General features: G+C 61.9%; 6 protein-coding genes. 1 reads left to right on the top strand and 5 read right to left on the bottom strand.

Annotated elements, in window-relative coordinates; all coding sequences use genetic code 11:
* The 5 genes from VGH68_RS06245 to VGH68_RS06225 form a co-directional block, all read right to left on the bottom strand.
* A partial coding sequence (locus VGH68_RS06245; RefSeq protein WP_331602668.1) for an aldehyde dehydrogenase family protein occupies positions 1 to 1,186 on the bottom strand: 1,186 nt, incomplete at its 3' end.
* 64 nt (positions 1,187 to 1,250) lie between these two features.
* Positions 1,251 to 1,721 (bottom strand): PAS domain-containing protein, encoded by a 471-nt coding sequence (locus VGH68_RS06240; protein ID WP_331602666.1) that lies wholly within the window; start codon positions 1,719 to 1,721, stop codon positions 1,251 to 1,253.
* Between the two features lie 72 nt (positions 1,722 to 1,793).
* Positions 1,794 to 3,044: a formyl-CoA transferase gene (frc, locus tag VGH68_RS06235; RefSeq protein WP_331602665.1), complete on the bottom strand. Its 1,251-nt coding sequence runs from the start codon at positions 3,042 to 3,044 to the stop codon at positions 1,794 to 1,796.
* A 121-nt stretch (positions 3,045 to 3,165) separates the two neighbouring features.
* Positions 3,166 to 4,920, bottom strand: a complete 1,755-nt coding sequence (oxc, locus tag VGH68_RS06230; RefSeq protein WP_331602664.1) for an oxalyl-CoA decarboxylase — start codon at positions 4,918 to 4,920, stop codon at positions 3,166 to 3,168.
* A gap of 224 nt (positions 4,921 to 5,144) precedes the next feature.
* Positions 5,145 to 6,182, bottom strand: a complete 1,038-nt coding sequence (locus tag VGH68_RS06225; RefSeq protein ID WP_331602662.1) for a 2-dehydropantoate 2-reductase — start codon at positions 6,180 to 6,182, stop codon at positions 5,145 to 5,147.
* On the opposite strand from VGH68_RS06225, the gene VGH68_RS06220 reads away from it, so the two are divergent.
* Positions 6,169 to 6,348, top strand: a complete 180-nt coding sequence (locus VGH68_RS06220) for a hypothetical protein (RefSeq protein WP_331602661.1) — start codon at positions 6,169 to 6,171, stop codon at positions 6,346 to 6,348. The two genes, VGH68_RS06225 and VGH68_RS06220, sit on opposite strands and share 14 nt — an antisense overlap.
* Positions 6,349 to 6,385 lie beyond the last annotated feature (37 nt).

Below are 6,385 nucleotides of genomic sequence, written 5' to 3'. Positions count from 1 at the left end.
AGGGAATTACGCTGACTACCGGGCCGAAGATCTCTTCCTGCGAGATGCGCATCTCGTGCTCGACATTGGCAAACACCGTGGGCTCCACAAAATAGCCACGCTCGCCCCATCGCCTGCCACCCGACACGACCGACGCCCCTTCGTTCTTCCCGATGTCCACGTAGTCGAGCACCGACTGCATCTGCTTCGCGGAAATGAGCGGTCCCATGGACGTCTCTTTCTGCGATGGATCACCCAGCGTGATCGACTTCGCACGCTGCGCCAGACGTTCGACGATCTCGTCATACACCGATCGCTGGACCAGCACCCGCGAGCCCGCCGAACACACCTGCCCCGCGTTGAAAAAGATCCCCGACGCAGCCGCGCGCGCAGCCTGATCGAGGTTGGCATCGGCGAAAATGACGTTGGCGGACTTGCCGCCCAGCTCAAGCGTGACGCGCTTGAAGTTGACCGCCGCGCCCTGCAGGATTCCCCGACCGACCGATGGCGAACCAGTGAACGTGACCTTGTCCACACCGGGGTGCGCGACCAGCGCGTCGCCCACTACCGAACCCTTGCCGGTAACAATATTAAGTACGCCCGGCGGTACGCCGGCTTCCAGTGCAAGGCGTCCGAGCATCAACGCCGATAACGGTGTCAGCTCCGCGGGCTTGACGACCAGCGTGCAGCCGCAGGCAAGCGCGGGTGCGATCTTCCACATGCCGATCATCAACGGGAAATTCCACGGCACGATAGCCGCGACTACGCCCACCGGTTCGCGCACGGTGTAAGTCAGCGCGTCCGGGCGCGTGGGCACCACTTGTCCATTGATCTTGTCGCACCAGCCCGCGTAATACGCGAGGGTGTCGATAGCTGCCGGTACATCCTGGCGCCGGACGCCGGAGATCGGCTTGCCGGCATCGAGACTTTCCACCGCGGCAATTTCGTCCTGATACGTACGCATCAATTCCGCAAAGCGCATCAGGATCCGGCCGCGTTCAGATGCCCTGATTGCATTCCATGGCTTCAACGCGGCGCGCGCCGCCTGCACGGCACGGTCGACATCGGCCGCCGTGCCCTGCGCAACGCTCGCAATCTGCGTCTCGGTCGATGGATCGATGATGCTGGAATACGCGCCTCCACCAGGCGCCACTGCTTCGCCACCAATCAGCAGCTCGTAACGTTTCACGTCCGCTTGGGCGCTCATGGCTGTCTCCTTTTACCGCAACGCAGTCTCGTGCGCATTCCGGCGCATTCCGCGCATATTCCAATCATGCGCCGGATTTTGCTTCGAGTTCAGCCAGCCGCTTGCGCAGGTTTCGCTCTTCGGCAAAGCGGCTGGTGTCATCGCGGATAACGGCAACAATGCCTGTCACACTACGTTCCGGTCCCGCTGAATGAAGCAGCGCCACCGTAAATGCAATCGATAAGGACCGGCCGTCCTTGTGCACCGCCGGCACGCGCAGCACGTCGTGTCCGTAGCGCGTTTCGCCGGTCGCCATGGTTTTTTCGTAACCGCTCCAGTGACGCCCCCGCAAGCGCTCGGGAATGATGAGGTCCAGCGAATTGCCCAGCGCTTCTGCCTGCGTGAACCCGAACATGCGCTCGGCAGCGGGGTTCCACAGCGTGATCGCGCCACTGGCGTTGGAGATGACAACCGCGTCGCCGATCACGCCGACCAGTTGTTCGAAATCGATGGGGGATGAGGTTTGCACGGCGGGCGTTGGCAGGGCGCTATTCATGGTTGAAACGGCCTTCTTCGATCCAGGCAGCGCCGTGGTCCGCCAAAGCGATCCACAGCGCTGCCGTCGCGTTTAAACGGCTTGAGCGTCGCGCAGTTGAGCAATTTGCGCGCTGCTATAACCGAGGCTCTCGAGCACTTCGTCGGTATGCTCGCCCAGCAACGGCGACGCCGTGATCTCCGGCTTCATGTCCGAGAACTTGATCGGGCTGCCCACCGTGAGGTACGAGCCGCGCTCCTTGTGCGCAACTTCGGCAATGGTGCCGCTTTCGCGCAACGAGACATCGTTGGCAAGCTCTTTCATCGTCAGCACCGGTGCACACGGAATATCGAACTTGCGCAGGATATCCACGGCCTCGAACTTGGTTTTATCGGCGAGCCATTCTTCGATGGTCTTGAAGATGTCGAAGATGTGCGGCTGGCGCGCCGTCGCCGTGTTGTAGTTCGCATCTTCAATCCACTCCGGTTTGCCGATCGCGCGGCAAATCGGCGCCCAGGCGTGACCCTGGATCGTGAAGTAGATGTAGGAGTTCGGATCGGTTTCCCAGCCCTTGCATTTCAGCACCCAGCCCGGCTGGCCGCCGCCGCCGGCATTGCCCCCGCGCGGAACCACATCGCTGAATTCGCCGTGCGGGTATTGCGGGTATTCCTCCAGGTAACCAAGCCGGTCCAGGCGCTGCTGATCGCGCAACTTCACCCGGCACAGGTTGAGCACGCTGTCCTGCATCGATACCGCCACTTTCTGCCCCTTGCCCGTCTTGTCACGCCCGATCAGCGCTGTCAGGATGCCGATGGCCAGGTGCATGCCGGTATTGCTGTCGCCGAGCGCCGCTGCGCTGATGGTCGGCGGGCCGTCCCAGAACCCCGTGGTCGAGGCCGCGCCGCCCGCGCATTGCGCAACGTTTTCGTAGACCTTCAGGTCGTCGTAATGATGGCCGTCGCTGAAGCCTTTCACCGACGCCAGGATCATCTTCGGATTCAGCTCGCGGATGTAATCCCACGAGAAACCCATGCGATCAAGCGCGCCCGGGCCGAAGTTCTCCACCATCACATCGGATTCCCGGATCAGCTTTTCCAGCACTTGCTTGCCTTCCGGCTTCTTCGTATCCAGCGTGAGCGACTTCTTGTTGCTGTTGAGCATCGTGAAATACAGCGCATCGACGTCCGGAATGTCGCGCAACTGGCTGCGCGTGACGTCGCCCGAGCCCGGACGCTCCACCTTGATCACGTCGGCGCCGAACCACGCGAGTAACTGCGTGCAAGCCGGACCCGCCTGCACGTGCGTAAAGTCGATGATCTTGATTCCGTCGAGTGGTTTGCTCATGATTTTCCTGTCTCCTGACTCACTGGCTAAAGGGTTGCTTGCTCATGGTGTGCTTGCTCATGTTCTTGCGGCGATACCCGCTGCACCCGCTTGCGCGTTGCGCCGGTACCGTCGAGCCCGGTTACTTTTTCATCGCCGCGCTTTGCGGATTCAGATTGGTCAGGCGGCCGCTCTCCGTGCCCGCGGCTTCGTCGATGACCGCATTGATCAGCGTCGGCTTGCCGGACGCGATCGACTCCTGCAGCGCCTTCGTCAACTCTTCCGGCGTCGTGGCGTTGTAGCCGATGCCGCCGAATGCCTCGATCATCTTGTCGTAGCGCGCGCCCTTGACGAACACCGTCGGGGCAACGTCCTTGCCGCCGGTCGGGTTCACGTCGGTGCCGCGATACACGCCGTTGTTGTTGAAGACGATGGTGCAAACCGGCAGCTCATAGCGGCAGATGGTTTCCAGCTCCATGCCGCTGAAGCCAAACGCGCTGTCGCCTTCAATCGCGACGACCGGCTTGCCGCTCGTCACCGCCGCGCCGATGGCGAAGCCCATCCCGATACCCATGATTCCCCACGTGCCCGAGTCGAAGCGCTTCCTCGGCTCGTACATGTCGATGATGCTGCGGGCGTAGTCGAGGGTGTTGGCGCCTTCGTTGACCACGTTGATGTCCGGGCGCGTCTTCAGCACGTCGCGGATCGCGCGCAGGGCGCTATGGAAATTCATTGGCGACGGATTCTTGGCGAGCGTCGCGGCCATCTTCTCCAGGTTCTTGCTCTTGCGCTCGGAGATCGCGCCCGTCCACTCGCTCGCGGGCTTCGGGAAGCTTGCGTCGATGCCGCCCAGCAAAGCCGATACGCACGAGCCGATATCGCCGATCACCGGAGCCGCGATCGCGACGTTGCTGTCGATTTCCGTCGGCGCGATGTCGACCTGGATGAATTGCTTCGGCGCCGCGCCCCACGTCTTGCCCTTGCCGTGCGACAGCAGCCAGTTCAGGCGCGCGCCAATCAGCAGCACGACGTCGGCTTCCTGCAGCACGAACGAGCGAGCCGCCGATGCCGATTGCTCGTGGGTATCAGGCAACAAGCCCTTGGCCATCGACATCGGCAGGTACGGAATGCCGCTCTTTTCCACAAGCTCGCGAATCTGCGCGTCGGCCTGGGCGTACGCAGCGCCCTTGCCAAGGAGGATCAGAGGACGCTTCGCGCTCTTCAGCACGTCAAGCGCCCGCTTGACCGATTCAGGGGCGGGAATCTGGCGCGGCGCGGCGTCCACCACGCGCACCAGCGACTGCTTGCCCTTCACCGCGTCGATGGTCTGCGACAGCAGCTTCGCCGGCAGGTCCAGGTAGACACCGCCGGGACGGCCCGACACGGCCGCGCGAATCGCGCGCGCAATGCCAATGCCGATGTCTTCAGCGTGCAGCACGCGATAGGCGGCCTTGGCGTAGGGCCTGGCCGCATTGAGCTGATCCATTTCCTCGTAGTCGCCTTGCTGCAAGTCGACAATCTCACGCTCGCTGGACCCGCTGATCAGGATCATCGGGAAGCAATTGGTGGTCGCGTTGGCGAGCGCCGTCAGGCCGTTCAGGAAGCCCGGCGCCGAAACGGTCATGCAGATCCCGGGCTTTTGGGTCATGTAGCCGGCGATGGCCGCCGCATTGCCCGCATGCTGTTCGTGACGAAAGCCGATGAAGCGCATGCCTTCGGCTTGCGCCAGGCGCGCCAGGTCGGTGATGGGAATACCAACTAGCCCGAAGATCGTGTGGAGGTCGTTGAGCTTCAGGGCATCGATGACCAGATGGAAGCCGTCCGTGGTCTCGGCTGCTTCGCTTTTTGCTGTTCCTGCTGCAGTGGCACTCTGCGGGGTAATCAGTACTTCGGCCATAACGTCTGTCTCCTTGGCGGGCGTTGTTTGTGATATACAATATTTCATGTACCGTATTTCCACAAGTGTATTTTGGGAAAGACTGCATTTGCACCCTTGTGGGGTCTGCGTGGGCGTGACTTCGCCGCCAGGAAATGCCCCGAGTTTGTTTCTTCAAGCGAAAAGCCACGGACCAGGTTTGACGAGCTTTGGGTATGAGCGGCGAATTTCGACTTAACTCGAATTCACGAAACGCCCACGGCTTGACGTCTCAAGCTGGGCGGTTCGATCCGCTTTGTGTCTGCGTGCGCCGTCCCCTGGTTGACGCCCTCGCGCAGCTTGATCAGCGCCAGGACGGCGTCGATCATCGGGGTGTCGATAGCAAGTTTCCGACCGATTTCCTGCACGACGGTCACGATCGGATCGATCTCCATGGGCCGGCCCGCTTCGCAGTCCATCAGCATCGAGGTCTTGTGAGCGCCGACCGCGCCCGCGCCGTTGATGCGCTTTTCCACATCGACTCGAAAATGAACGCCCAGTTGCTCCGCGATCCCCCGCGCCTCCTCCATCATCCGGCGCGACAGTGCGCGCACGGCGGGATCGCTGGTGAGGACATCGAGCGTGGCGCCTGTCAGCGCGCTGATCGGGTTGAAGCAGAGGTTGCCCCACAGCTTCAGCCAGATTTCATCGCGGATGTTGTCGCGCATCGGCGCTTCCATGTCGGCCGCGCTCATGATGTCGTGGAACGCCTGCAGGCGCGGCGTAACCAGCCCGCTCGGCTCGCCAATGGGAAATTTCTTGCCGTACACATGGCGGATCACGCCGGGTTCCGCAATTTCGGCCGCGGGGATCAGCACGCAGCCAATCGCGCGCTCCGGCCCGAGCACCTGCCACTGGCGCCCGCCTGGATCGACGCTTTCCAGCGTCGTTCCCGACAATGCACCGCCGTGCTTGTGGAAATACCAATACGGCAAGCCGTTCACTGCGGTGACCACCGCGGTATCCGGTCCCAGCAGCGGCGGCATCAGCCCGACGATACCCGGCACCGAATGCGCCTTGAGCGCAATCACCACGTAATCCTGCGCTCCAAGCTCCGCAGGATTGTTGGTGCAGCGGACCTTGACGGTGTGCTCCTCACCATCGATCTGCAAGCGCACACCGTTCGCCTGCATAGCCGCCAGATGCGGCCCGCGGGCGACGAAACTAACGTCCGCCCCGGCTCTCGCCAGTTGCGCACCCATGTAACCGCCGATCGCACCGGCGCCGTAAATGCAAATTTTCATTGTCGTCTCCGTTAATCATCAAATTTTTCTCATGCGCAATATCCTGGACTTGGCGTCACTTTCGCAAGATGAAGGTGCCAGGGGAAAAAAGCGCCATTCCGATATGAAACTGCGCTTCCATAGCGTCGTAGCGTTCAAACAAGCTCCACTGCTTGCAATCGTGTGACGCGCAGGGCGCAATAGGTCAGGAGGCGAGTAGCGCT

The organism is Paraburkholderia sp. (genome assembly GCF_036488505.1).
GTDB lineage: Bacteria > Pseudomonadota > Gammaproteobacteria > Burkholderiales > Burkholderiaceae > Paraburkholderia.
The sequence above is the reverse complement of the archived record's forward strand: the minus strand, read 5'-3'. Positions and strand labels throughout refer to the sequence as shown.

Excerpts from the sequence above, each read along its gene's own strand:
- VGH68_RS06240 (WP_331602666.1), bottom strand. The coding sequence starts at position 1,721 with ATGAATAGCGCCCTGCCAACGCCCGCCGTGCAAACCTCATCCCCCATC.
- frc (WP_331602665.1), bottom strand. The coding sequence starts at position 3,044 with ATGAGCAAACCACTCGACGGAATCAAGATCATCGACTTTACGCACGTG.
- oxc (WP_331602664.1), bottom strand. The coding sequence starts at position 4,920 with ATGGCCGAAGTACTGATTACCCCGCAGAGTGCCACTGCAGCAGGAACA.
- VGH68_RS06220 (WP_331602661.1), top strand. The coding sequence starts at position 6,169 with ATGCAAATTTTCATTGTCGTCTCCGTTAATCATCAAATTTTTCTCATG.
- VGH68_RS06225 (WP_331602662.1), bottom strand. The coding sequence starts at position 6,182 with ATGAAAATTTGCATTTACGGCGCCGGTGCGATCGGCGGTTACATGGGT.